This window comes from Streptomyces caelestis, from assembly GCF_014205255.1.
Taxonomy (GTDB): Bacteria; Actinomycetota; Actinomycetes; order Streptomycetales; family Streptomycetaceae; genus Streptomyces; species Streptomyces caelestis.
Genome location: NZ_JACHNE010000001.1, coordinates 4,974,247 through 4,999,141, shown reverse-complemented (window position 1 = coordinate 4,999,141; position 24,895 = coordinate 4,974,247). Strand labels below are relative to the sequence as shown.

The window sequence follows — 24,895 nt, the reverse complement described above, 5'->3', positions numbered from 1 at the left end:
TGAATAATGCTCCTGGGGGTGGGACGCGTCAAGCGGGAGTCTTCGCGAGGAGGAGGACTACCTCGTAGACCTCCTCGACGACGCCGTCCGGGAAGGTCTTGAGAAGGTGCTCGCGTTCCTCGGCCAAGAAGGCCGCGGTGTGTTCCTCGTCGTGTACGAGGAACACCGAGTGGCTGCCGATGTTGGCGAGGTGGGTGTCGACGGGGATGCGGCGGCTCCAGCGAACCGTGCGGCGGGTGAAGTCGAGGCGGCCGGTGGGGTCGGCGGCGCGGGCGTTGACGTTCCGCTTCTCTGCCGCGACGTCGATGCCGAAGTGGCGCTCTGTGCGGGCGGCGGCCTCGGCGATCCACGGCACGTCGAGGGCGTCGGTGTTCCACCAGAGCGCGAGGGCGCCGCCGGGGCGCAGGACGCGGAGGGCCTCCGGGACGGATCGGGCGGGGTCGGTCCAGTGCCAGGCCTGGGCGTAGGTGACGAGGTCGAGGGAGGCGTCGGCGAGGGGGAGGTCGTCGCCGGTGCCGCGGATGATCGGGATGGCGGGGAGGGTGCTGCGGAACCGGGCCGCCATGCCGTCGCCGGGTTCTACGGCGATGACGTTCGCGCCTCGTGCCTGGAGGAGGGCGGTGGCTATGCCGGTGCCGGCGCCGATGTCCGCGACGCGGGAGCCGGGGAGGGGCCGGCCGGCCAGGGCTTCTACCGCGTCGAAGAGGGCTGGGGGGTAGGAGGGGCGGTTGGCCGCGTACTGGGCTGCGGCGGTGTTGAAGGAGTGGGCGCGGGCGCTGCGGGTGGGGGGTTCGGTGGTCGGGGGCTTGGGGGTGGTTTCGGCTCCGGCGGGATGGGGGGCGGAAGGGTGTGTGGTCATACGGCCATGGTGGCCGGGGGTGGGGGTGGCGGCGGTGAGTTTTCGGTGAGAGGCCCGGGGGCTATGCGCGGCGGCGCTTTTTCGACGGGTTGCCCGAGCGGCGGGTCGTGCGCTTCGCGTGGTGCCTGCGGGCTGCCTCGTACTCCTCGCGCTGGAGCTTTTCGCCGGGGGCCTCGGTGAGGGAACGGAAGAAGTACGCGAGGAGGGAGCCGACGAAACCGATGGTCAGGAGGGAGCGGAGGGACGCCTGGCGGTCGGGGTCGGGGCGGCGGGTGAAGCCGCCCCAGGTGTGGCGGAAGGCCAGCGCACTGCAGATCGCGAACATCACGACCATGAGCAGTGTGACGAAGCTGCCGATCGCGGCGATCCGGAGGCCCTGGTAGGCGAGGCGGAGGACGAGGCAGGAGACGACCGCGGTGGCCAGCGAGCCGAGGGCGACGCCGATGCGGCGGGCCGTGTAGCCGTTGTCGTGGTTCAGCCAGGTCGTGCCGAAGAAGCGGATGGGTTCGGGGTGGGGGCCGACGGGGCCGCCCGTCGAGCCCGCGGGGGTGGCCGGGATGCCGGGTTCGTCGCTCACGGCTTGATTATGGCTCCGGGGCGGCCGCGGGCTCTTCGGGGGCTCAGCCGCAGCGGGGGGCGACGTAGCCGTCGCTGCCCGTTTTGACGTACGTGTCGGAGATGAACTCGCCGTTGTCGATGCTGTCCCAGATGTTCGACGTGCCGTACGGGCCGCTCACCGTCGTCCCCGGCGTCTGGCAGTGGATCGGCACCCTGGCCCCCTCGGGCAGAACCCTCACGATGGGGTAGCTCGTACCGGGTCCGCTGCGGACGTTGACGCGGTGGCCCGGCGCGACCGGGTAGTAGGTCGCCGCCTCGGCCGTCGGGGCCGTCACCATGAGAAAGGCTCCTGCGGCGCCTGCGAGCAGGAGGGATCTGCGTTTGCGGGAAGTCATGGTTGTCTCCTTGGTCGTGGTGCTGCTTGAGGTGGTGGATTCAGGAGCAGCGCGGGCGGATGTAGCCGTCGCTGCCGGTGTTCACGTAGGAGTCGGAGACGTACTCGCCGTTGTCGATGTTGTCCCAGATGTTCGACGTGCCGTACGGGCCGCTCACCGTCGTGCCCGGCGCCTGGCAGAAGATCGGCACCTTGGCTCCTTCGGGCAGGACGCGGACGACGGTGTAGCCGGTGCCGGGGCCGCTGCGGACGTTCAGCCGGACACCCGGTGCGACCGAGTAATAGCGCAGGGCCGATGCCCCCATCGTGGCGACGGCCTCGCCGCCGTCCCCGCCCTCGACCTCTTCCACACGGTCAACAGACATGTAAACCCTCCCCCGTTGATCCCCATGACTGACATGGGCTCCCGTTGATTCCCCTGAATCACGCCATGAAACACATGTACGCGACTCGCGCATGGAGGCTAGCAAGCCGCCTCTGTCCCGTACCAGTCATCGACTAGGCTCCGTGCGTCGCGCGCGCGGACGAACAGCACGGGGGTGGTTCCATGGCGCCACAGCGAAACACCGGAGCGGGCGCGGAAGCGGAACTTCCCGAATACGCCGGTCACTACCGTCTGGAGTCGTGCCTCGGCTCGGGTGGCATGGGTGTCGTGCATCTGGCCCGGAGCACGTCCGGGATGAAGCTCGCGGTGAAGGTCGTGCACGCCGAGTTCGCCAGGGACCCCGAGTTCAGGGGGCGATTCCGGCAGGAGGTGGGCGCGGCTCGGCGGGTCAGCGGCGCCTTCACCGCGCCTGTCGTCGATGCCGACCCGGAGGCCGATCGGCCGTGGATGGCCACGCTGTTCATCCCGGGTCCGACACTGGCCCAGCAGGTGAAGCGGAACGGCCCCATGGCCCCGGCCCAGTTGCGTCGGCTGATGGCCGGGCTCGCGGAGGCGCTGCGCGACATCCACCGTGTCGGGGTCGTGCACCGGGACCTGAAGCCGAGCAACGTCCTGCTCGCCGAGGACGGCCCGAAGGTCATCGACTTCGGCATTTCCCGGCCAAAGGACAGTGAACTGCGGACCGAGACCGGGAAGTTGATCGGTACGCCGCCCTTCATGGCGCCCGAGCAGTTCCGGCGGCCACGGGAGGTCGGTCCGGCCGCCGACATCTTCGCCCTCGGGTCGGTGATGGTGCACGCGGCCACGGGGCGTGGGCCGTTCGACTCCGACAGCCCGTACGTCGTCGCCTACCAGGTCGTGCACGATGAGCCCGACCTGGCCGGCGTACCGGAGGAGCTCGCACCGCTCGTGGTGCGGTGTCTGGCCAAGGAGCCGGAGGACCGGCCGACACCGGACGAGTTGATGCGGGAGCTGCGGTCGGTCGCCGCCTCGTACGACACGCAGGCGTTCATACCGGCGCAGCGGACCGCAGAGACGCCGAGGCCGCCGTCCCGCACCGAGGAGGAGCCTCGTCGCCGTGCCGGAAGACGCCTCGGCAAGCGGGCGGTCCTCGGAGCCGGGGCGCTCGGCCTGGCCGTGATCGGCGCTCTGGTCCTGGTCCGGTCGCCCGGCGGTGACGGCGGGGCTCCGCAGAACACCGCCCCGCGGACCACGTCTGCCGCCTGGAGTGCGTGGGAGGCGACCCCGGCGTCCAAGAAGAACGCGCCCCAATGCTCCTACGGGGCACGCCGGTTGCTCTGTTCCCAGCCCGGGGTGGTCTTCGCCCTCGATCCGGCCGACGGCCATCTGCTGTGGCGGCACGCCGTCGCCGAGGCACCCGTGAGCGGACCGCCGGTCCTGTCGGGTGGGCTCGTGCAGCCCTCATCAGGCCAGGTCGGACGCCTGGAGGCGCTCGATCCCGCCTCGGGCAAGGCACGTTGGCAGCGGAACATGCCCGCGTACGTCGGCATGGAGTCCACCGGAGGCATGCTTCTGCTCACCGGCGCCGACGGGACGGTCACCGGCGTGGACAGCGCCTCCGGTGACACGCGGTGGAGCCACCGGATACCCGGTCACAAAGCGCCGTACTTCGCCGCCTTCACCGGTGACCCGCTGGCCTACGCGACGAGCGCTTTGGACGACGGGTCGGGCACGCGGGTCACCGCGGTGGATCCCGACACGGGTGAGGTGCGGTGGGACGCACGGCTGGAAGGGGCGCTGAAGCCCCTCGGCACGGTGGGCGGGTCCGTCGTCTTCGTGTCCCTCGACGAGGTCTACGGGGATGCGAAGGCCGTGGTCCGCTACAACCCGGACTCCAGGACGAGGCGGCGCGTGCCCCTGAAAGTCCCTCTCCAGCAGGCCCATGGCGCCGTGCGCGGGAACCTCGTGCACCTCATGGGGACCGGCGGATCGCTGGTGACCGTCGACATGGACGCGCAAAGACAGCGCTGGAGCCTGGAAACCGGCGTCCTCCGCGGCTCCACCCCGGTCGGCGACGGCCGGTACGTGTACGTCTCCACGCCGGACGGCCGTCTCCTGGCCGTCGACGCCCGCCACGGACAACTCGTCGGGCAGACGCCCTCCCGGCTCGGCTCCGACGCGGACCGGGTCCCGGCCGCCCTGCCCCGGCCCGTGATCGTGGAGGGCCGCGTCTACGCCACCGCCCCCCAAGGCACCGTCTTCGCCGTGAACGGGCGCGATCCGTCGGCCTGGTAGGCACGGAAAAGGGCCGCCCCCGGCAGGAGGCGGCCCCTTCCGAAGGGCTCAGCCCAGCATCGTCACGTCGCGCACGGCGCCCTTGTCCGCGCTGGTCGCCATCGCCGCGTAGGCCCGCAGCGCCGCCGAGACCTTGCGGTCGCGGTTCTTCGGTGCGTACACGCCGTTCAGCGCCTGCTCGCGGCGGGCCAGCTCGGCGTCGTCGACGAGGAGCTCGATGGAGCGGTTCGGGATGTCGATGCGGATGCGGTCGCCGTCCTCGACGAGGGCGATGGTGCCGCCGCCGGCCGCCTCGGGCGAGGCGTGCCCGATGGAGAGGCCGGACGTGCCGCCGGAGAAGCGGCCGTCGGTGATCAGGGCGCAGGACTTGCCGAGGCCGCGGCCCTTCAGGTACGAGGTCGGGTAGAGCATCTCCTGCATGCCGGGGCCGCCCTTGGGGCCCTCGTAGCGGATGACGACGACGTCGCCCTCCTTGATCTGCTTCAGCAGGATCTTCTCGACGGCCTCCTCCTGCGACTCGCAGACGACCGCCGGACCCTCGAAGGTCCAGATCGACTCGTCGACGCCGGCCGTCTTCACCACACAGCCGTCGACCGCGAGGTTGCCCTTGAGGACCGCGAGGCCGCCGTCCTTGGAGTACGCGTGCTCGACGGAGCGGATGCAGCCGCCCTCGGCGTCCTCGTCGAGGGCCTCCCAGCGCTCGGACTGGGAGAAGGCCTCGGCGGAGCGGACGCAGCCGGGGGCCGCGTGCCACAGCTCGATCGCCTCGGGGGACGGGGAGCCGCCGCGCACGTCCCAGGTCTTCATCCAGTCGGCCAGGGACGGGCTGTGGACCGCGTGCACGTCCTCGTTGAGCAGACCCCCGCGGTGCAGCTCGCCGAGCAGGGCGGGGATGCCACCGGCGCGGTGCACGTCCTCCATGTAGTACGTGCGGTCCTTGGCGACGTTCGGCGCCACCTTGGCCAGGCAGGGGACCCGGCGGGAGACCGCGTCGATCTCCTCCAGGCCGAAGGGGACGCCGGCCTCCTGGGCCGCGGCCAGCAGGTGCAGGATCGTGTTGGTCGAGCCGCCCATCGCGATGTCGAGGGCCATGGCGTTCTCGAAGGCCGCGAACGTGGCGACGTTGCGCGGCAGGACCGTGTCGTCGTCCTGCTCGTAGTAGCGGCGGGTGATGTCCATGACCGTGTTGGCCGCGTCGACGTACAGCTTCTTGCGGGCCGTGTGGGTGGCCAGGACCGAGCCGTTGCCCGGGAGGGAGAGGCCGATGGCCTCGGTGAGGCAGTTCATCGAGTTGGCGGTGAACATGCCCGAACACGAGCCGCAGGTCGGACAGGCGTTCTCCTCGATACGGAGGATGTCCTCGTCCGAGATCTTGTCGTTGACGGCGTCGGAGATCGCGTCGACCAGGTCGAGGGTGCGGACCGTGCCGTCGACGAGCGTGGCCCGGCCGGACTCCATCGGGCCGCCGGAGACGAAGACCGTCGGGATGTTCAGGCGCAGGGCGGCGTTGAGCATGCCCGGCGTGATCTTGTCGCAGTTGGAGATGCAGATCAGGGCGTCGGCGCAGTGGGCCTCGACCATGTACTCCACGCTGTCCGCGATCAGGTCGCGGGAGGGGAGGCTGTAGAGCATGCCGCCGTGGCCCATCGCGATGCCGTCGTCGACGGCGATCGTGTTGAACTCGCGCGGGATGCCGCCGGCCTCGACGATCGCCTCGCTGACGATCCGGCCGACCGGCTGGAGGTGGGTGTGGCCCGGCACGAACTCCGTGAAGCTGTTGGCGACCGCGATGATCGGCTTGCGGCCGATGTCCGCACCCGGTACACCGGAGGCGCGCATAAGGGCGCGGGCGCCCGCCATGTTGCGGCCGTGGGTGACTGTGCGGGACCTCAGCTCGGGCATCGTCGCTCGCTCCTTCAGAGACTGCGTCAGAGGATTCGGAGATTTCTGACTGCTACCGAGCGTACGCCGGTCATCCAGAGGGCGGGACGGAGTGTCCGTAATGCGGGATGCCCGTCTCGGCCGACGGCTCCGTGCGGCTTACGGTCCGGTCAGGTGTTCCTGGACGACCGGTGCCAGCCGCGCGATGATCCGCTCGGGGTCCGCCGAGGCCAGCGGCTCGACCTTGATGACGTACCGCAGCATCGCGGTGCCCACGAGCTGGGCGGCGGCGAGCTCGGCCCGCAGCTCGGCGTCCGGCAGGTCCAGTCGCCCCGCGATGCGGCGCAGCACCTGGGTGGCGACGATGCGGCGGAAGACGGTGGCCGCCGTTTCGTTGGTGACGGCGGAGCGGACGATGGCGAGCAGGGGCGCACGGGTCGCCGGGTTCTCCCAGACGCCGAAGAAGAAGCGGGCCAGACGCTCCCCCACGCCGTCGAGCGGGCCCTCCTCGATGGCCTTCGGTGCCTGCAGGGCGGGACCGAAGGCCTGGGTGATCGCCGCCTCGAAGACCTGCTCCTTCGTCCCGAAATAGTGGTGCACGAGCGCCGAGTCGACCCCGGCCGCCTTGGCGATGCCGCGCACGGACGTCTTCTCGTAGCCGCGCTCGGAGAACTCGTCGCGGGCGGCGGTGAGGATGCGGTCCCGGGTGTCGGCCGACTCCGTGCGCGGAGGGCGGCCCCGGCGGCGGGCGGTGATCCCGGTGCCGGCCGGGGGCCCGCCTGGGGGCAGGTCGTTCATCGCCTCGGCACCTTCGCCGCCGAGGCCAGGTGCAGGCGTGTGAAGGCCAGCGCCTCCGCCAGGTCGGCCTCGCGCTCCGCGCTCGACATGGCGCGGCGGGTGTTGACCTCGATGACGACGTGCCCGTCGAAGCCGGTCAGGGCGAGCCGCTCCAGCACCTCGGCGCAGGGCTGGGTGCCGCGGCCGGGCACGAGGTGCTCGTCCTTGGCCGAGCCCCTGCCGTCGGCGAGGTGGACGTGGCCCAGGCGGTCGCCCATGCGGTCGACCATGTCCAGCGCGTCGCTGCGGGCCGTCGCGGTGTGGCTGAGGTCGATCGTGAAGTGGCGGTAGTCGTCCTTCGTCACGTCCCAGTCGGGGGCGTACGCGAGCATCTCGCGGTCGCGGTAGCGCCAGGGGTACATGTTCTCGACGGCGAACCGTACGTCCGTCTCGTTCGCCATGCGCCAGATGCCCGCGACGAAGTCCCTGGCGTACTGGCGCTGCCAGCGGAAGGGCGGGTGGACGACGACGGTGCTCGCGTCGAGCTTCTCGGCCGCCGCGCGGGCCCGCTGGAGCTTGGTCCAGGGGTCCGTGGACCAGACGCGCTGCGTGATGAGCAGGCAGGGGGCGTGCACGGCCAGGACCGGGATCTGGTGGTAGTCGCTGAGTCTGCGCAGGGCCTCGATGTCCTGGCTCACGGGGTCGGTCCAGACCATGACCTCGACGCCGTCGTAGCCGAGGCGCGCGGCGATCTCGAAGGCCGTGGCCGTCGACTCCGGGTAGACCGAGGCCGTCGAGAGTGCGACCTTCGCGTCCGGGATCCTTACGGCTGGCTCTGCCATGCAGGACAGATTACGGGGTGTGGTCGGGGTGGGGCGGGGTGCCTGTTCGCCGTTGTGGTGTTTGCCATAGGCGGGCGCGGGTCGTTCTGTGGCCGCTTGAGGCCGCTACACCGACTCCATGTGATCCAGGTGACGCAGGATCACGCCCTCCCTGAGCGCCCACGGGCAGATTTCCAGGCGCTCCACGCCGAAGAGGTCCATCGCGGCCTCGGCCACGAGGGCCCCCGCCAGCAGCTGGCCCGCCCTGCCCTCCGAGACGCCCGGGAGCTCGGCCCGTTCCGCCTCCGTCATGCCGGCCAGCCTCGGGACCCATTCCTCCAGGGACTTCCGCTTGAGTTCGCGCTGGACGTAGAGGCCCTCGGCGGAGCGGGCGGCTCCCGCGATGCGGGCGAGCTGCTTGAAGGTCTTGGACGTGGCGACGACGCGATCGGGCGGGCCGAAGCGGCTGAACTCGCCGACCGTGCGGGCGACCTCGGTCCGGACGTGGCGGCGCAGGGCCCGCACGTCGTCCGGGGCGGGCGGGTCGCCGGGCAGCCACCCGGCGGTGAGGCGGCCGGCACCCAGCGGCAGGGACGCGGCCGCGTCGGGCTCCTCGTCGATGCCGTAGGCGATCTCCAGGGAGCCGCCACCGATGTCCAGGACCAGCAGTTTCCCGGCCGACCAGCCGAACCATCGGCGGGCGGCGAGGAAGGTGAGACGGGCCTCCTCCTCGCCGGTGAGGACCTGGAGCTCGACGCCGGTCTCGGTGCGCACGCGCGCCAGGACGTCGTCGGCGTTGCGGGCCTCGCGCACGGCGGAGGTGGCGAACGTCAGGAGGTCCTCGACGCCCTTGTCCTCGGCTGCCTGGAGCGACTCCTGGACGACCGAGACCAGCCGGTCGACGCCCTGGGGGCCGATCGCGCCGTCGTCGTCGAGGAGCTGGGCGAGGCGCAGTTCCGCCTTGTGCGAGTGCGCGGGCAACGGGCACGCGCCGGAATGCGCGTCCACCACGAGCAGATGCACCGTGTTCGATCCCACGTCGAGGACACCGAGTCTCATGTACGGAACGCTACTGCCAGCCGTGCCCTCCGCCGTCCTCGGTGTGGGTACACGGCCCGTACTCTGGACTCGTGCCAAAGACGAAAAAGGCGAAGCGCGACAAATCATCGGGCGTTCCCCGGCCCGACGAGAAGGGCCTCGACTTCGCCCGTGCCTGGGTGGAGTTTCCTGATCCGGCGGACGACGAGCAGGTCTTCCGCTGCGATCTGACATGGCTGACCTCTCGCTGGAACTGCATCTTCGGCAGCGGCTGCCAGGGCATCCAGGCCGGCCGTGCGGACGACGGGTGCTGCACGTTGGGTGCCCACTTCTCCGACGAGGACGACGAGAAGCGGGTCGCCGAGCATGTGGCGAGGCTCACGCCGGACATCTGGCAGCACCATGCCGAGGGCACGCGGAACGGCTGGATCTCGGAAGACGAGGACGGCGACCGGCAGACGCGCCCCTTCCAGGGCTCGTGCGTCTTCCAGAACCGGCCCGGCTTCGCGGGCGGCGCGGGCTGCTCGCTGCACATCCTCGCCCTGAAGGAGGGCCGGGAGCCGCTGGAGACCAAGCCGGACGTGTGCTGGCAGCTGCCGGTGCGGCGGACCTACGAGTGGATCGACCGGCCCGACGACACGCGTGTGCTCCAGGTGTCGATCGGTGAGTACGACCGCCGCGGCTGGGGGCCGGGCGGCCACGACCTGCACTGGTGGTGCACCTCGGCGACCTCGGCGCACGGAGCGGGCGAGCCGGTGTACGTCTCCTACCGGCCGGAGCTGATCGAGCTGATGGGCAAGGCCGGCTACGACCGGCTGGTGGAGCTGTGCGAGGAGCGGCTGGCCTCGCAGCTGCCGTTGCTGGCGCCGCACCCTGCTGATCCGGTCGGCTGACGACCGCGGCCATGACGGCGTCCAGGGCTTTCAGGACCGTGACGACCGTCTAGTGCCGCGGCAGGCAACGTCTGCCCGTCAAGGAGCGGCGTCCGGTGCGTGCTCTCGACGTGCCGGGTGCACGCCCTCGTACTGGATGTACTCGGGCTTGTGCCCGGTGCGGCGAGTGGGGGTACCTCCCACGCCCTTAAGGCAGTGGGGGAGCGTGCCGGGCGTCGCGACGGGGCGAACGTTGCCTGCCGCGGCACTAGGACGTGGGCGGGCTCGGGTCGCCGCCGTCCGAGGGCGGGGGCGTCGAGCCCGTCGGGTCCGTCGGGCCCGGGTCCGTGGGTGTGGGGTCCGGGTCGGGTGACGGGGGCGGGGTGGTCGGTGCCGGGTCCGGTGGGACCGAGGTGGTGGGCGTCGGGTCGGGCTGGGGCGGAGGCGGGTCGCTCGGGCCGCCGGGGCGGGGGTCCGGACGCGGGCCCGGGTCGGAGGGGCTGGGCGCGGTGCCGTAGCCCTCGATGTGGACGACGGCGCCCACCGGTGCGACCGCCACCTGCGCGTGCCAGAGGCCGGAGGGCTCCCGCAGATGGTCGACGTACACCTTGATCGTCAACGACTCGCCGGGCCTGAGCGTTCCCGACGACTCGCTCAGGTAGAGCCAGTCCGCTCCCGTGGACGCGGACCAGCGGACCGGGGACGGGCCCGTGGCGGTCAGGGTGATCAGGGTGGTGTCGCCGCTGTTGTCCGCTGTGACGTCCAGGGCGCTCTTACGGCCGGCGCCGGCGACGCCGATGACCTCCACGGAGACGTCGGCCTTGCCGTTCTTGCCGAAGCGGGGCCCCGGTCTGGTGCTCGCGTTGCCGGTGTTCTCGTAGCCGCCGCCGGCCATCTCGCCGTCCAGGGCGAACGAGTCGTCCGCCTCGCGTGCGGAGGCGGAGCGGCCGTCCTGGCCCTCGCCGACGGGGGTGCCCCGGTAGGCGGCCCACAGGGCGAGCACGGGGGCGGCCACGACGGTGGCGACGACGGTCGTGGTGACGGCACGCGCGCGGAGCCGGTCCCTGCGGGCGGCGCGGTCCTTGGGGTCCATCGGGAAGCCGCGCCGGTCGAAGCGGGGTCCGGCGCCACGCGCGCGTGAGTGGTGGGCCATGGCGACGTGCAGGGCCGCGCGCGGGGCCGGCAGGACGGGCAGTTCGGCGGGTGTGACGCTGGTGCCGGGCCAGCGGCCGGGGATGGCACGCTCGGCGGCGCGGCGGCAGCGCGGGCAGTCGTCGACGTGCCGGACGAGTTCGCGGCGCAGGGCCGTGCCGAGCACGGGCCGGTCCTCGCCGACGAGGTGAGCGACGCTCGGACACGCCCCGGTCTCGACCACGGCGAGGGCCGCACGCGTGCGTTCCACCTCGCAGGCGGCGGAGGCGAGCAGGTCGCGGGCGGCGGCCGGGGCCATGCCCAGGACGGCGGCGACCTCCTGGGCGGCGAGGTGGTGGCGCACGGCCAGTTCGAGCGCCTCGCGCTGCTCCGGGGTGGTGCCGGCGGCCTCGGGCCAGGCCAGCAGGGCCAGTTCGCGCCGCCGCCGTTCCCGGACCTCCTCGGAGACGGCCGGGCCGGCCGGCCGGTCGGCGCGCTGCGGGCGGCCCGCCGCGTGGCTGCTCTGACGTTTCTGCTTGGCCTCGGCCAGCTTGCGCAGGCACGCCCAGCGGGCCAGCGCGTACAGCCACGCCCTGCGGTCGGCTGGGGCGTCGGGGACGTGCCGGCTGCGGCGTTCGGCGAGGGCGAGGGCGTCGCCCAGGGCGGCGGTCGCGGCGTCGTGGTCGCACAGCACGGACAGGCAGTACGTGAACAGGCCGTCCAGGTAGGGCTCGTAGCGCGCGGGCGGGCGCTGCGCCAGCGTGCGCGCCGCCCCGCGGTCACGCGCTTCCCGGTGCGCCCGGTGCGGGCCGGCCGTGCGGGTCGAGATCTCCGGAGTACTGCTCATCATTCGGCGACCGTAGGGCCGGGAGTGTGGCACCTTCCGGCGGCTTGAGCACATTTAATCCGTACGGGTGAAACGATCCCTCAAACGGGGACATGAACGAGTGGTTCCGCCGCCGGCGCGCGGTGGCGGGGCCCCTGGCGCGCAGGTGGCCGACCCGGTCGGTCCCCGCGTTGTCAGTGACGGCGGCTACGGTTTCGTTCCATGGCTGCCCGTACGAAGACCACCAAGGACCGTCCGTCCTACCGCTGCACGGAGTGCGGCTGGCAGACGGCGAAGTGGCTCGGCCGCTGCCCCGAGTGCCAGGCCTGGGGGACGGTCGAGGAGTACGGCGCGCCCGCGGTCCGTACGACGACGCCGGGCCGCGTCACCACCTCCGCCGTGCCCATCGGCCAGGTGGACGGCCGCCAGGCCACCGCCCGCTCCACCGGCGTGCCCGAGCTGGACCGCGTGCTCGGCGGCGGACTCGTACCCGGCGCGGTGGTGCTGGTCGCGGGCGAGCCAGGGGTCGGCAAGTCGACGCTGCTGCTCGACGTGGCGGCCAAGTCGGCGAGCGACGAGCACCGCACGCTGTACGTCACGGGTGAGGAGTCGGCGAGCCAGGTCCGGCTGCGCGCCGACCGCATCGGCGCCATCGACGACCACCTCTACCTGGCCGCGGAGACGGATCTGGCGGCGGTGCTGGGCCACTTGGACGCGGTCAAGCCGTCGCTGCTGATCATGGACTCGGTGCAGACGGTGGCCTCCCCGGAGATCGACGGCGCTCCCGGCGGCATGGCCCAGGTGCGGGAGGTCGCCGGGGCCCTGATCCGGGCCTCCAAGGAGCGCGGCATGTCCACGCTGCTCGTGGGCCATGTCACCAAGGACGGCGCCATCGCGGGCCCGCGCCTGCTGGAGCACCTGGTCGACGTCGTCCTGAGCTTCGAGGGCGACCGGCACGCCCGCCTCCGTCTCGTCCGGGGCGTCAAGAACCGCTACGGCACCACCGACGAGGTCGGCTGCTTCGAGCTGCACGACGAGGGCATCACGGGCCTGGCCGACCCGAGCGGACTCTTCCTGACCCGTCGGGCCGAACCGGTCCCGGGCACCTGCCTGACCGTCACTCTGGAAGGCCGCCGCCCCCTGGTCGCCGAGGTCCAGGCGCTCACGGTCGACTCGCAGATCCCCTCCCCGCGCCGCACCACCTCGGGCCTGGAGACCTCCCGCGTCTCGATGATGCTGGCGGTGCTGGAACAGCGCGGCCGGATCAGCGCCTTGGGCAAAAGGGACATCTACTCCGCGACGGTCGGCGGTGTGAAGCTCTCGGAGCCCGCCGCGGACCTGGCCGTCGCCCTCGCCCTGGCCAGCGCGGCGAGTGACACACCTCTCCCCAAGAACCTCGTCGCGATCGGAGAAGTCGGCCTCGCGGGCGAGGTCAGACGGGTCACGGGCGTGCAGCGCAGGCTGGCCGAAGCCCACCGTCTGGGCTTCACCCACGCCCTCGTACCGGGCGACCCGGGCAAGATCCCCTCGGGCATGAAGGTCCTGGAAGTCGCGGACATAGGGGACGCCCTGCGCGTCCTCCCCCGGTCCCGTCGCAGAGAGGCCCCACGGGACGAGGAGGGGCGCCGGTAGACTTTGCCCTGGTCTCGCCCGTCCGTGCGAACCGAGCGCGCGACACGGGGGCGCCCAGAACCTGCGACCGGAGGAGTGCAGTGGCAGCCAACGACCGGGCATCAGCTCCCGGAAAGTCCGGCGGGAGTGCCGGTACCGATGGCCTGATGCGCGCCTCCCTGAGCGCCGTGGCACCCGGAACGGCCCTCCGCGACGGCCTGGAACGCGTGCTCCGCGGCAACACCGGCGGTCTCATCGTGCTGGGCTCCGACAAGACGGTCGAGGGGCTGTGCAGCGGCGGTTTCGTGCTGGACGTCGAGTTCACCGCGACCCGTCTGCGCGAGCTGTGCAAGCTGGACGGCGGCATCGTGCTGTCCTCGGACCTGTCGAAGATCCTGCGCGCGGGCGTGCAGCTGGTCCCCGACCCGACGATCCCCACGGAGGAGACGGGCACCCGGCACCGCACCGCGGACCGCGTCAGCAAGCAGGTCGGCTTCCCGGTGGTCTCGGTCTCCCAGTCGATGCGGCTGATCGCCCTGTACGTGGACGGCCAGCGCCGTGTCCTGGAGGACTCGGCGGCGATCCTGTCCCGCGCCAACCAGGCTCTGGCGACCCTGGAGCGCTACAAGCTCCGCCTCGACGAGGTCGCGGGCACGCTGTCGGCGCTGGAGATCGAGGACCTGGTGACCGTCCGGGACGTCTCGGCGGTCGCCCAGCGCCTGGAGATGGTGCGCCGCATCGCCACGGAGATCGCCGAGTACGTGGTGGAGCTGGGCACGGACGGCCGGCTGCTGGCCCTCCAGCTCGACGAGCTGATCGCCGGTGTGGAGCCCGAGCGCGAGCTGGTCGTGCGGGACTACGTCCCCGAGCCCACCGCCAAGCGCTCCCGCACGGTCGACGAGGCGCTGGCCGAGCTGGACGCCCTCACCCACGCCGAGCTTCTCGAACTGTCCACGGTGGCCCGGGCGTTGGGCTACACCGGCGCGCCCGAGACGCTGGACTCGGCGGTGTCGCCGCGCGGCTTCCGCCTGCTCGCCAAGGTGCCCCGGCTCCCCGGCGCGATCATCGACCGCCTGGTCGAGCACTTCGGCGGCCTCCAGAAGCTGCTCGCCGCGAGCGTCGACGACCTGCAGACGGTGGACGGCGTCGGCGAGGCACGGGCGCGCAGCGTCCGCGAGGGGCTGTCGCGGCTGGCGGAGTCGTCGATCCTGGAGCGGTACGTCTGAGGCGACCCTGCGCCTGGAAGAGCCGAGGGCGGTACCCGGTCACGGGTACCGCCCTCAGGCGTATGAGTGGCGGAGCCCGGGCGCTGCCCGGCAGATGCTCCGGCGTCGGGGACACCGCTGTGGCCGCGCGACTGGGCACCGATCGCGGGGCCGTCGCCCGCGCACCCTGGAGGGAGACGCGCCGCTGATCGCGCTCCACGTCCTCTGCGGCCAGGCGTTTCATCTCCCTGTGCGGGGCGTATGCGCGCGCTGTACGCAGAACTCCCGCGCGCCGCATTCCAAAGGTGTCCGGCGCACACTCTTCAGCCATCTCGCGAGCATTCCGGAAGTAGTCACTCCGCCATTCCCAGCGAACGCCCGTCCTCCAGGATGAGTTACGGGCCGCCGGCCGCGAGGGGCCGGTGTTCCGAATTCCCTATCTAGGAGGACCTCATGTACCAGGGAGACATCTCTCTGCTCGAGGAGATCGCGGAGCAGGACTTCGACGGTGTCGCGTACGGCGCGTGCACCACGAACACCTTCTCGCTCTCCGACAGCCTCGGCAACAACGGTGGCTGGTGCACCCTCACCAAGGAATGCCAGCCCAACTGCAGCTGACTCACGTCACCAAGAAGGAGAACATCATGCAGGACAAGAAGGCCGACCTGCTCGGCGGCTACGACGAGGCCGAGCTCATCGAGCTGAGCGAGGCGGACACCCACGGCGGCACCGGCCCGTGGTGCATCGCCACCGTGACCCTGGTGTCGGCCGCCGCGTGCCCGACCACCAAGTGCACCAGCAAGTGCTGAATTCGGGCTCACCCCGGTCGGTGAGCGCGTAGCACGGTGAGGCGGAGTGGGGACCGGTTCTCTGATTCCCATTCCGCCCTCCTGTGATGTTTTCTCGATAACGCGCACAGATGGAGCGGCAAGAACGTGACAACTCCAGCCCATTATTACCCAGAGTTCGACAGCGCCGAAGTCGAAGAAACCATCACGCCACTGGCGCAGTTCGACGACGAGGTCCTCGCCGTTCTCCGGAGCCGGCCCGCGGACACCGCGAACGCCCCCTCACGGGCCGCGGTCGACCGCCCCTCGGTGACGGAGTGGCTGAACAGCCCGGAGCGGTATCCGTTCCAGCGCGTCGTCAGGTCGCTCGCCGCCCCGCTCGCGGACACCGACCCGCTGGGTCCCTTCGCCGGGGAGTTCGACGACCCGGACGCGCTGCTCGTCCAGTTGCTCGACCGGGCCGAGGCCCGGCTGCGCGACATACACACCCGCCCTCTGGTGGCGGCCGTCAACCACGCCCGGGAGCAGGGCGTGCTGCGAGGCTCCACGCCCGAGGAGCGCTACCAGCACTTCGTACGGGAGTCGTGCCGGGCCTCCTTCGAGGCCGTGAGCGGCCTGTCCTTCCCCGTGCTGCGGGACGTCACGCGCGTCGTCCTCGGCAACGAGGCCACCGCCATCCGTGAGCTGTGCACCCGCCTCACGGCCGACCGTGCCGCCCTCGCGGAGACGTTCGGCATCGACGCCGCCGATCCGCTGGTGTCCTTCGGGTCGTCCGAGGGCGACACCCACAACCACGGCCGGACCGTGTCCGTCCTCACCTTCCGGTCCGGCAAGCGGCTGGTGTACAAGCCCCGTGACGTCTCCTGCGAGGCCGCGTACACGACCATCGCCCAGGAGCTCAACCAGCGGCTGGACACGCGGCTCGCCTGGGCGACCGTGCTCGAACGGGACCGCTACGGCTACGTCGAGTTCGTCGACTCCCAGGACGTGTCCGACATGTCCGCGCAGTTCATGTACGACAGCGGAGAGCTCGCGGCGGTGCTGTACCTGCTCAACGCGCGGGACATGCACTTCGAGAACATCCTGCCGACCCGGCGGGGCCCGCTCCCCATCGACCTGGAGACGATCCTGCACCCGGAGCGGATCCACACCGGCCCGACTCCGGAGGCGCCCGGCAACGCGTATGCCGCCATCGGCCAGTCGATCTACGGCATCGGCATCCTTCCGCTGGTCATGGCCGGGAAGGGCGCGGACGGCGGCCACGTCGACCTCGGCTTCCTCGGAGACAAGGGGCGTGGCTCCTCGCCCTTCAAGTCGATGCAGTTCGACGCCCCGTTCACCGACCGCGTGCGTCTCGCCTTCCGGTCGGCGCCGGTCGAGGAGCGGCACACCGTCGTGGGCACCCTGACCGAGGACGAGACGCATGAGCTCGGCCGGCGCATGGCCGACGGCTTCAGCAGGGTCTTCCGTGCCGTCATGGCCGCCCCGGACAGCTGGACGTCCCTGCTGTGCAAGGCCGCCGCGGGGATCCGCGTCCGTTACGTGCACAACCCGACCGTGCTGTACTCCCAGACGCTGCGGATGGTGTCGAGCCCGCACGCCCTCGACTCCACCGGTCCCTACCTGGCGCTGCTGAAGCGCATCGCGATCGCGAGCAAGACCTCGGACCGGCACATCGTCCGCTCCGAACTGCGGCAGCTGGCCGAGCGGGACGTCCCGTACTTCACGGTCGCCGCGACCGGCACCGCCCTGACCGACGGCGAGGGCACCGAGGTCGGCGCGTCCTTCGCGCAGTCGCCGCTGGAGCAGGCCCTGACGAAGAGCTCACAGCTGACCGAGTTCGAACTCGGCGAGCAACTGCGATTGCTGCACTCGGCGTTCGCCTCCCGCTTCCCCGACAACCACCTCACACCAGCGCGCGAGGCAGCCGGCGGCACGGCCGTGCCGGCCCCCGCCGGGGCTCCCGGCCGGTCCGAGGGCGCGCTGACCGACCTCGTCACCACCCTGTGTGACCACCTGGTCACCACCTCCCGCCCCGACCGCTTCGCCCACCTCCCTCGCACCTGGATCGGCCCGCTCGCGTCCGCCGAGGCCGACCGGCCCTGGCCCCCGGGTGTGCTCGGCTACGACCTGTACACCGGCCGGACCGGGCCGGCCCTGGCACTCGCCGCCGCTGGGCGGCTGCTGGAGCGCCCCGCCTACCGGGACCTGGCCACCCAGATCTTCTCGACCACGGCGGACATCCTCGCCGGCCACCGCTACGAGACCCGCAGCGTCCGGCAAGCCGGCTACGGCGGCTACACCGGCATGGCCGGCATCCTGTTCGGCCTGTCCACGGCGGGCCGCATCCTCGGCCAGGACGACTGGACGCGCGCCGCCCGCGAGGCCCTGCCGCTGGTGCTGGAGCAGATACGCGAGCAGCCGCCCGGTGAGCTGCCGCTGGACGTCATCGGTGGGCTCGCCGGTGTGCTGTCGTGCGTGACGGCGATCGGCGGTCCGCACGCGGCCCCGGCCGCCGACCTGCTGACCACCCTGCTCGTGGACGGGCTGCGCTCCGACAGCCCCGGCGGCCGGAACGTGCTGTCCCAGTCGGGCTTCGCGCACGGCGTCAGCGGTGTGCTGCACGCCCTGTGCCGGGCCCTGCCCGAGCTGTCCGCCGACCGGCGCCGGGAGGTGGAACCCGTCCTGACGCGACTGGCGGAGCGGCTGCACACCTTCTACGACGCCGACGAGGGCAACTGGTACTCCAACACCACCGGCCCGCGGTCCTTCTCCACCGGCTGGTGCCACGGGGCGACCGGCATCGCCCTCGGTCTGGCCGCCTACCACTCGGTCTCCGGCGACGACGGGGCCGCGGCCCTGCGGGACCGGGCGATCGCCAACACCCTGAGCCACGGCTTCGGCCGCAACTTCACCTGGTGCCACGGCGACCTGGGCAACCACGCCGCCCTGACGGCCCTCGCCCGGGCCGCGGGTGACGCCGGCACGGGACTGCGGACCGAACTGGAGGCGATCGAGCGGCGGTGGCTGCAACCGGACGTCTTCCTCCGCAAGACGAACGACTCCCGCAGCCGCTACGCGCACACCAACAGCCTCATGGTCGGAACCTCCGGGATCGTGCTGCACCTGGTCAACCGGCTCGACCCGGCCGTCCGAGTCTGTCCCGTCACCCTCACCGCCGAGGAACGATGAGCATGGCACGCCGTGTCCCCACCGTCACCCAGGTCACACAGACCGAGTGCGGCCTGTGCTCGTGCGTCGCCCTGCTGCGCTACCACGGGCGCGCCGAGGAACTCTCCACCGCCCGCGAGGCGATGGACGCCGGCCGCGACGGCCTGTCCGCACAGCAGCTCGCCCAGTTCCTCGCCTCGCGCGGCATGGACGTCAAGGCGTATCGGATCAAGGACGTCTCCGCGCTGGCGAAGTTCACCTCGCCGGTGATCCTCTACTGGGAGGACTACCACTTCGTCGTCCTGGAGAAGTTCGACGGCACCACCGCGGTCGTCATGGACCCGGCGGTCGGTCGCCGGCGGATCAAGCGGGACGAGCTGGAGGCCGGCTTCAGCGACATCGCGCTGGCCGCCGAGCCGGGCCCGGACTTCGACAGGACCCGCGGCAAGCCCCTGGCCGAGTGGCGTGGCATCCCGCTGTTCGCCGAGGGGGCCCGGAAGCGGATCGCCATGGTGGCGCTGCTGTCGCTCAGCGGCTACGGGGCCGTGCTCGGCATCCCGATGCTCACCGAGTGGTCCGTGGACCGCACCGCGCGCTGGTCCGGACTGGCCGATCTCTCGCAGGTCATCGGGATGGTTCTGGCCGTGGCCGTGGGCTGGTTCGCGCTGCACCTGGTGCGGGTCGCCGTGCTGTCGTCGCTGGTCGCCCTGCTCGGCCGCCATCTGATGACCCACACCTTCCGCAAGCTGCTGGCCCTGCCATACCGGTTCTTCACCACCCGGCAACCCGGTGAGCTCCTGTTCCGCCTCAACAGCGTGAACTCGATCCGGGACCTGCTGTCGTCCCGCGTCGCGCAGGGCATTCTCGACGTCGGCACGCTGGCCTGCGTCACGGTCTACCTCTTCGTCACCGAGTGGCGGCTGGGTCTCATCGCGTCCGGGCTGTTCCTGCTGAACGCGGCCTATCTCGTCGTCACCCGAGTGCGGGTGCTGGAGGCCGTGGACGCCGAGATCGCGCATCTGTCGAAGAGTCAGTCCACGCAGCTGGACGCGATCGTGTCGATCCCCACCATCAAGATGGGCGGCTACGCCGACCAGTTCATCGAGGGCTGGAGCACCACGTACGGCCAGTCCCTGGACGCGATGAAGGCGCGGATGCGGCTCCAGCAGGGCCGTATCTCCGGGCTGACGACGACCACCCAGATGTTCGGTCCGATGGTGCTGCTGCTGGCCAGCCTGTACTTCGTCAATCACGGACAGATCTCGCTGGGTGCCGCGATCGCGGTACAGGCGGTGTCCGCGACGTACTTCGCGCTGGCGACCTCGGTGTTCCAGACGTACACCGAGTTCAACGAGGCGTCCCGGTACCTCGCGCGGCTGCACGACATCACCGACGCGCCGTCCGAGCCGCGCGGCGGCAGCCGTACGGAGCTCGGCTCGACGTCGATCCGCGTGGAGGGCGTCGGTTTCCGGTACACCAAGCACAGCGATCCGGTGCTGCACGACGTCTCGCTGGACATCGCGCCGGGCTCCAGGGTCGCCCTGGTCGGCCCGTCGGGGTCGGGCAAGAGCACCCTCGGCCGGATCATCTGCGGGCTGTACGAACCCACCGAGGGGACCGTGCGGTTCGGCGGTCGGCCCATGGCCGAGTACGACCGTGACGCGCTGCGGCGGGCCATCGGCTACATCCCGCAGGAGGTGCACCTGCACAACCGCACGATCCTGGAGAACCTGACACTGGGCCAGGACATCTCGCTGGAGCAGGTGCGCGCCTACTGCGACAGCGTCGGCATCCTCGACTTCCTGGAGGAGCTGCCGATGGGCCTGAAGACGCTGGTGTCGGAGATGGGCGCCAACTTCTCCGGCGGGCAACGCCAGCGCCTCGCGATCGTCCGGGCGCTGTTGCAGCGGCCCCGGATCCTGGTGATGGACGAGGCGACGGCCTCCCTCGACACCGTGAACGAGCGGCGCGTCACGGAGATCATCCAGGACATCGGCGCCACCCAGGTGATCATCGCCCACCGGCTGGCCACCATCAGGTCGGCCGACCGCATCTACGTGTTCGACGGCGGGCGCGTGGTCGAGCAGGGCACGCACGAGGAGCTGCTGGCCGCTCGCGCGGTCTACGCGGACCTCTACGCGGACGGGCCCGCACACCAGCTCACGGGGGAACCCGTGGAGGCACTCCTCGGAGGCGAGCGAGCATGACCGGACCGGACGTGACCATCCCCGCGTTCCTCCCCTTCTACACGGAGCTGATTCCCCGCGACCGCGTGCGTGACCGGCTCGGTGACCTGGTCGCCGCCACCGCCGCGCCGGAGCATGTCGATCCGCTCCTGGACCAGGTGTGGGAGGACCTCGTCGGAACCGTCGAGGGGCACGCTTTCCGCATGCTCATCGGCGAGTTCCACACGTTCCGCGAGCAGCGCGGACTGCCCATGACCACCGAAGGCGACGAGGCCCTCCAGCAGTTCCGGCAGCACCTGCGGGACGCGGCCGGCCGCGGGATCCTCGACGGGTACCCGGTGCTCCGGGAGCGCCTGGAGACGGTCCTGCGCAACTCGCTCGACGCCTACGCCGACCTGTTCGCCGCCTATGCCCGCGACCGCGCCACGCTGTTCGCCGCCGGGCTGTTGCCGTCCGCCGAGGCGACCGTGGCGGAGCTCTTCGCCACCGGCGCGGATCTGCACAACGACAACCGGCAGGTCGTCGGCGTACGTCTCGCGGATGGCAGCAGGATCGTGTTCAAGCCGCGGCCGCTGGTCTCCGACGCGTTCGTGCGCGATCTGTACGCGGCGGCGGACCCGCATCTGAAGCACTCGCTGCGCGGCTGCGTGCCGGATTCGGTCACGGTCGGCTCGCACGGCTGGCAGCAGTTCGTCACGCCGGGCCCGATGGACGACCCGGAGCAACCGGCCCGCTACTTCTACCGGTTCGGTGCCCTGTGCGCGCTCCTGGGCGCGATCGGCGCGTCCGATCTGCACGAGGAGAACCTGCTGGCGGCCGGCGAGCACCCTTGCGTGATCGACACCGAGACCATGGTCCGGCCCAACGCCGGTGTGGACAACGACTCGCTGCCACACCTGCTGATCAACCAGCTGAAGCTCTCCGTGGTCTCCACGATGCTCGTGCCGATGGCCAACCCCAACTCGCCGATCGACCTGAACATGGCGGGTGTCGGTGTCGAGGGCGAGCAGACGTCGAAGATGCGCCGGCCGGTGATCCGGGACACCGGTACGGACGGCATCCGCATCGTGTGGGAGAACGTCACCTACCGGCACAAGAACAACGTGCCGCGTCTCGACGGCACCGCCCTGTCCCCCGTCGACCACTTCGCGGACATCCTGGAGGGCTGCACCGACGCCCTGGCCGCCGTCCGGGACGAGCGTCTGGCCAAGGTCCTGGACACCTACCCGGACATGCCGGTGCGCGTCCTGATCCGGTCGACCATGGTCTACAGCCGCTTCCTGGACGCCGCCACGCACCCGGACTACCTGGGCCGCCCCGAGGAGGCCGAACGGATCTTCCGGCTGCTCGGCAAGTACCCCGACTACCTGACGCCCGAGGCGGCGGCCTACGTCGGCGAGCAGGAGCGGGCCGGTCTGCACACCGGAAACGTGCCGTACTTCGTCGCGCGCGGCGGCTCCACCGAACTGGCCACGCCGGGGAGCCGGTTCCCGGGCGTGCACAGGACCTCGCCGCTGGACTTCGCGCGCTGCGGACTCGAGGTGAACGCGCGCCGCAGCGACGCGTTCCATCGTTTCCTGCTGGAGGAGTGCTTCGGCGAGATCGCCGCCGGGGACCGGCCGGGCGGCCTGTGCCGGCACAGCGTGTTCGCCGGCGCTCTGGACGGTGGCACGCCCCGGGAGCGGTGGACGCGGATCGCCCGCACCATCGCCTCCGTCGGGGTGTCGTACGACGGCCCGGACGGCCCGCAGACCGGCTGGGTGTGCGGGATCGGGCCGGACCGCAGTGCGCCCACCGTCACGCCGGGCAACTTCATCTCCTTCCACGACACCGGGGGCATCGTCGCCTTCCTGGCGAACGCGGCCCACCACGACCCGGGCCTGCGGGACGCGCACCGCGCCGCCGACCGCGGGTTCGACGCACTGCTCGCGGAGTACGGCGCCCTGCTGCTCGAGGTGCCGGAGGGTGTCTTCACCGGTGCCGCCTCGCTGCTCCTGGCCCGCCCGAACGGGGTGGACCGGCACTGGCTGGAACAGGTTCTGGACAAGATCGACGAGCGAGCCGCGGTAGGCACCTTGGACGCCGATCTGGCCAACGGACCGGCCGGTCTGCTGATGCTGCTGCTGTCCCGGCTGGAGTCCGGCGAGGCCCCGCTCGTCGGTGCCGAACGGCTGGACCGGTTGCGGCAGTTGACACTCGCCCAGGCCGGACGCCCGCTCACGGGCTTTCACTGGTACGACGTGGCGCACGGCGACCTCGGCCTGCGCTGGGCCGCCTCGCGTGCCGGCCGGGTCCTGGGTGACACCGAACCGGCGCGCCGGTCTGCGGACTGGCTGGCCGGGCGGCTGGCCGAGGGAGACGAACCACCGGTGCCGGGCTGGTGCAACGGAGCCGCCGGGCTGCTGCTGACCGCCGCCGAGATCCTGGTCTCGGCCGGGCGGCAGGAGCTGCTGTCGGGCGGCCGACTGGACCGTCTGGCGGACCGGGCGACCCGGCTCCCCGAGGACGGGCCGGTGGACCTGTCGGTCTGTCACGGCAGCAGCGGAGTGGTCCAGTCGCTCGTCGCGGCGGGCCGGCTGCTGGGCGACGACCGGCTGCTGGACCGGGCCATCGAGTACCAGGAGCGGGTGACGGCCGTGGCGCGATCCCGAGGGTTCCACACCTCAGCCGTGGGCAGGACCTCCCTGCTCGGCTATATGTTCGGCTGGGCCGGCGTCGGTGACACCGAGGTGCTGCTGCACGCCGTCGCTTCGGGCACGGGCGGCCCGGCCGTCCCGGTCGCGCTGATGGGTCCGGCCCCGCACACCACCTCCCCCCACGACGTCCGTTCGCGGACAGCTACAGGAGAACCGTCATGAGCAAGAACAAGGCAGGCGCCGGCTTCGCGCTGGTCATCGGTGTCATCATCGCCGCCGTCGCCATCACCCAGGAGAACTACGGCGGTGCCGTCTTCGCCGTCGTGGTGGGCACGATCGCCTCGGTCGTCCTGTACGTCCGGAGCGGCCGCGAGCGGGGGCACTAGTGCGGTACTCGATCCTGCTGCCGTTCGGGCCGAACCGGCCCGAACAGGTGGTGCCGTTCGCGAACCTGGTCCGCTGGACGGCGGCGGAGCGGCTGTGGCAGGGCCAGGGCATGGTCCTGGAGTCCCACCATCTGGCCAGTTGGCTCGCCGGGATCGGCATACGGGTCCCGATGGGGTTCGGGGTGTCGCTGATGCCGTTCCGCTCGCCCTTTCAGGCCGCCGTGGAGGCCCGCTCGGTCGCTCTGGCCACCGGGCACCCGGTGGTCGCCGGGTTCGGGCCCGGCTCGGTGTCGCTCCAGCAGGGTCTGCTGGGCAGGCCGTACGCGAGTCCGCTGCGTGCCTCGCGGGAGTACGTCTCGATCGTGCGCCGTCTGGTGAGCGGGGAACAGGTCGACCTCGCGGGCGAGTACCACTCGGTGTCGGCGAGCCTGATCAAGGCTCCCGCACCGCCGGTGTCCGTGGGCCTCGGCGTGCTGCGGGAGAGGATGGCGACCCTGGCCGGTGAGGTCGCCGACAGGGCGATCACCTGGATGGGGTCGGCGGAGTACCTGGGCTCGACCCTGATCCCCGCGGCCCGGGCCGCCGAGCGCGCGCTGCCCGAGCCGCTGAAGGTCACGGCCATCGTGCCCGTCGCCTTGTCCGGGCCGGACCGCCAGGTCGCCGACCTGGCCGGCGCGGCCTGCGGTTCGCATCTCCAACTGCCCCACTACCAGGACACCCTGCGGCGCTCGGGTATCGAGGTGCGCGGCGAGCAGGACGACGCGACGCGGCTGGTCGACGGCGGCGTGTTCCTGTACGGGAGCGCGGAGGAGATTCACGAGCGGCTGGCCGCGTACCGGGCCGCCGGTGTCGACGAGGTGGTCCTCAACGCCACCGGGGTCGGCCTGGTGCACGGCCCGCAGACCGCCGCCCGGGATCTTCTGCGCATCCTGGAATCACTGCCGGGCTCCTCCTGAGGGTCCTTGCGCTGTGAGCGTCCGATGAGGTCGCCGTGGTCCGGTGCGCCGTGGTCCGGTGCCATGGATCGCGAGGCGCTGCGGAGCCCTCGTAGCTCCACTACGAGGGCTTCTCGGCAACGCGGCGAGGTGCGGTGCCAGGCCGCGCGACCCGGGCG

General features: G+C 71.6%; 20 protein-coding genes. 11 read left to right on the top strand and 9 right to left on the bottom strand.

What is annotated here, in order from left to right; translation table 11 throughout:
• Positions 1–28: 28 nt before the first annotated feature.
• The 4 genes from HDA41_RS22880 to HDA41_RS22865 all read right to left on the bottom strand — a co-directional run bounded on the left by HDA41_RS22880 (position 29) and on the right by HDA41_RS22865 (position 2,176).
• Positions 29–859, bottom strand: coding sequence for a class I SAM-dependent methyltransferase (locus HDA41_RS22880; RefSeq protein ID WP_184986682.1), 831 nt, complete (start codon positions 857–859; stop codon positions 29–31).
• Positions 860–920: 61 nt separating this feature from the next.
• Positions 921–1,436, bottom strand: a complete 516-nt coding sequence (locus tag HDA41_RS22875) for an EamA/RhaT family transporter (protein ID WP_184986680.1) — start codon at positions 1,434–1,436, stop codon at positions 921–923.
• Between the two features lie 43 nt (positions 1,437–1,479).
• Positions 1,480–1,812, bottom strand: a complete 333-nt coding sequence (locus HDA41_RS22870; RefSeq protein ID WP_184986677.1) for an SH3 domain-containing protein — start codon at positions 1,810–1,812, stop codon at positions 1,480–1,482.
• 40 nt (positions 1,813–1,852) lie between these two features.
• Complete coding sequence (locus tag HDA41_RS22865) at positions 1,853–2,176, bottom strand: SH3 domain-containing protein (protein ID WP_184986675.1); 324 nt, start codon at positions 2,174–2,176, stop codon at positions 1,853–1,855.
• A 182-nt stretch (positions 2,177–2,358) separates the two neighbouring features.
• Between HDA41_RS22865 and HDA41_RS22860 the strand changes: the two genes are divergently transcribed.
• On the top strand, positions 2,359–4,452 hold the full coding sequence (locus HDA41_RS22860; RefSeq protein WP_184986673.1) for a serine/threonine-protein kinase: 2,094 nt from the start codon (positions 2,359–2,361) through the stop codon (positions 4,450–4,452).
• Between the two features lie 48 nt (positions 4,453–4,500).
• On the opposite strand, the gene ilvD is transcribed toward HDA41_RS22860, so the two are convergent.
• The 4 genes from ilvD to HDA41_RS22840 all read right to left on the bottom strand — a co-directional run bounded on the left by ilvD (position 4,501) and on the right by HDA41_RS22840 (position 8,990).
• Positions 4,501–6,354 (bottom strand): dihydroxy-acid dehydratase, encoded by a 1,854-nt coding sequence (gene ilvD / locus HDA41_RS22855; protein ID WP_184986671.1) that lies wholly within the window; start codon positions 6,352–6,354, stop codon positions 4,501–4,503.
• A gap of 138 nt (positions 6,355–6,492) precedes the next feature.
• Positions 6,493–7,131: a TetR/AcrR family transcriptional regulator gene (locus HDA41_RS22850; RefSeq protein ID WP_184986669.1), complete on the bottom strand. Its 639-nt coding sequence runs from the start codon at positions 7,129–7,131 to the stop codon at positions 6,493–6,495.
• Positions 7,128–7,952 carry a sugar phosphate isomerase/epimerase family protein gene (locus HDA41_RS22845; protein WP_184986667.1) on the bottom strand — a complete coding sequence of 275 codons (825 nt, stop codon included), beginning with the start codon at positions 7,950–7,952 and terminating at the stop codon, positions 7,128–7,130. Before HDA41_RS22845 ends, HDA41_RS22850 begins: the two co-directional genes overlap by 4 nt.
• A 105-nt stretch (positions 7,953–8,057) precedes the next feature.
• The gene (locus HDA41_RS22840; protein ID WP_184986665.1) at positions 8,058–8,990 is read right to left on the bottom strand and encodes a Ppx/GppA family phosphatase; all 933 of its coding nucleotides are present in this window, start codon (positions 8,988–8,990) and stop codon (positions 8,058–8,060) included.
• A gap of 71 nt (positions 8,991–9,061) precedes the next feature.
• On the opposite strand from HDA41_RS22840, the gene HDA41_RS22835 reads away from it, so the two are divergent.
• Positions 9,062–9,862, top strand: a complete 801-nt coding sequence (locus HDA41_RS22835; protein ID WP_184986663.1) for a DUF3109 family protein — start codon at positions 9,062–9,064, stop codon at positions 9,860–9,862.
• A gap of 247 nt (positions 9,863–10,109) precedes the next feature.
• Here the strand turns inward: HDA41_RS22835 and HDA41_RS22830 are convergent, their stop codons facing one another.
• A complete protein-coding gene (locus HDA41_RS22830) occupies positions 10,110–11,822 on the bottom strand; it encodes a BACON domain-containing protein (protein ID WP_184986661.1) in 1,713 nt (570 codons plus the stop codon).
• Between the two features lie 198 nt (positions 11,823–12,020).
• On the opposite strand from HDA41_RS22830, the gene radA reads away from it, so the two are divergent.
• The 9 genes from radA to HDA41_RS22785 all read left to right on the top strand — a co-directional run bounded on the left by radA (position 12,021) and on the right by HDA41_RS22785 (position 24,737).
• Positions 12,021–13,430 (top strand): DNA repair protein RadA, encoded by a 1,410-nt coding sequence (gene radA, locus HDA41_RS22825; protein WP_184986659.1) that lies wholly within the window; start codon positions 12,021–12,023, stop codon positions 13,428–13,430.
• A gap of 80 nt (positions 13,431–13,510) precedes the next feature.
• On the top strand, positions 13,511–14,635 hold the full coding sequence (gene disA, locus HDA41_RS22820; RefSeq protein WP_184986657.1) for a DNA integrity scanning diadenylate cyclase DisA: 1,125 nt from the start codon (positions 13,511–13,513) through the stop codon (positions 14,633–14,635).
• A gap of 432 nt (positions 14,636–15,067) precedes the next feature.
• A complete protein-coding gene (locus HDA41_RS22815; protein WP_184986655.1) occupies positions 15,068–15,232 on the top strand; it encodes a plantaricin C family lantibiotic in 165 nt (54 codons plus the stop codon).
• A gap of 26 nt (positions 15,233–15,258) precedes the next feature.
• Entirely contained in the window at positions 15,259–15,423 is a 165-nt protein-coding gene (locus HDA41_RS22810) for a class II lanthipeptide, LchA2/BrtA2 family (RefSeq protein WP_184986653.1), read from the top strand.
• Positions 15,424–15,549: 126 nt separating this feature from the next.
• A complete protein-coding gene (locus HDA41_RS22805) occupies positions 15,550–18,594 on the top strand; it encodes a type 2 lanthipeptide synthetase LanM family protein (protein WP_184986652.1) in 3,045 nt (1,014 codons plus the stop codon).
• A gap of 2 nt (positions 18,595–18,596) precedes the next feature.
• Positions 18,597–20,780: a peptidase domain-containing ABC transporter gene (locus HDA41_RS22800; protein ID WP_184986650.1), complete on the top strand. Its 2,184-nt coding sequence runs from the start codon at positions 18,597–18,599 to the stop codon at positions 20,778–20,780.
• Entirely contained in the window at positions 20,777–23,617 is a 2,841-nt protein-coding gene (gene lanM, locus HDA41_RS22795; RefSeq protein ID WP_184986648.1) for a type 2 lanthipeptide synthetase LanM, read from the top strand. The genes HDA41_RS22800 and lanM overlap by 4 nt, the downstream gene beginning before the upstream one ends.
• Positions 23,614–23,781, top strand: coding sequence for a hypothetical protein (locus HDA41_RS22790; RefSeq protein ID WP_184986646.1), 168 nt, complete (start codon positions 23,614–23,616; stop codon positions 23,779–23,781). The genes lanM and HDA41_RS22790 overlap by 4 nt, the downstream gene beginning before the upstream one ends.
• Positions 23,781–24,737 (top strand): LLM class flavin-dependent oxidoreductase, encoded by a 957-nt coding sequence (locus tag HDA41_RS22785; protein WP_184986644.1) that lies wholly within the window; start codon positions 23,781–23,783, stop codon positions 24,735–24,737. Before HDA41_RS22790 ends, HDA41_RS22785 begins: the two co-directional genes overlap by 1 nt.
• The last annotated feature ends 158 nt before the right edge of the window (positions 24,738–24,895 follow it).